Source organism: Rhizobacter sp. P3_B12 (genome assembly GCF_056402895.1).
Genome location: NZ_JBFUGN010001452.1, coordinates 1 through 1,077, shown reverse-complemented (window position 1 = coordinate 1,077; position 1,077 = coordinate 1). Strand labels below are relative to the sequence as shown.

The 1,077-nt window shown below is 65.7% G+C and carries 2 protein-coding genes; both read right to left on the bottom strand.

The features are described from left to right. Positions 1–442, bottom strand: a 442-nt coding sequence (locus AC1D01_RS36015; RefSeq protein WP_477874508.1) for a PhoU domain-containing protein, incomplete at its 3' end; no start/stop codon positions are given. 14 nt (positions 443–456) lie between these two features. Continuing rightward, positions 457–1,077 (bottom strand): phosphate ABC transporter ATP-binding protein (locus tag AC1D01_RS36010; RefSeq protein WP_477874506.1); only part of this gene is annotated, 621 nt, incomplete at its 5' end.

The following is a 1,077-nucleotide window of genomic DNA, read 5'->3' as shown; positions in this document are numbered from 1 at the left end:
GCGCGAAGGCGTCAAGCGCCTTGCGCAGCTGGGCCACCGCCAGCTCGGCCTCGAAGGCCAGGTCGTTGACCGGCAGGCGCAGCCGGCTCGACACGCCGGTGTTGATCAGCCGCTGCACGGTGCGCGCGATGCGGGCCGCCTCGTCGCCGACGCGCTCCAGGTTGGCGATGGTCTTCGAGATCGCGATCAGCAGGCGCAGGTCGCGCGCCGTCGGCTGGCGCCGGGCGATGATGCTCGACAGGTCGCGGTCGATCTCCATCTCCATCGCGTTGACGCGCTCTTCGTTGCGCAGCACGTCGCTCGCGATGTCGCCGCTGAAGTTGGTCAGCGCGTAGACCGCCTGCGCGACCTGCGACTCGACCAGGCCGCCCATCTCGAGCACGCGCGTCGAGATGCCGCTGAGTTCGGTGTCGAACTGGGTGGAAAGGTGCTTGTCCGTCATGGTGCTTCCTCCGCTCAACCGAACCGGCCGGTGATGTAGTCTTCAGTGTCTTTCTTCTTCGGCTTCATGAACAGGTCCGACGTGACGCCGAACTCGATCAGGTCGCCGAGGTACATGTAAGCGGTGTAGTCGGAGCAACGCGCCGCCTGCTGCATGTTGTGCGTGACGATGACGACGGTGTAGTCGTTCTTCAGCTCGTGGATCAGCTCCTCGATCTTGCCGGTGGAGATCGGGTCGAGCGCCGAGCACGGCTCGTCGAGCAGCAGCACCTCGGGCTTGATCGCGATGCCGCGCGCGATGCACAGCCGCTGCTGCTGGCCGCCGGAGAGGCCGGAGCCGCTCTGCGCCAGCTTGTCCTTCACCTCGTTCCACAGCGCGGCCTTCTTGAGCGCCCATTCGACGCGCTCGTCCATCTCGACGCGCGGCAGGGTCTCGAACAGCTTCACGCCGAACGCGATGTTGTCGTAGATCGACATCGGGAACGGCGTCGGCTTCTGGAACACCATGCCGATCTTGGCGCGCACCAGCGAGACGTCCTGCTTGCTCTTCAGCACGTTCTCGCCGTCGACCAGGATCTCGCCTTCGGCGCGCTGCTCGGGGTAGAGCTCGAACATGCGGTTGAAGGTGCGCAGCAG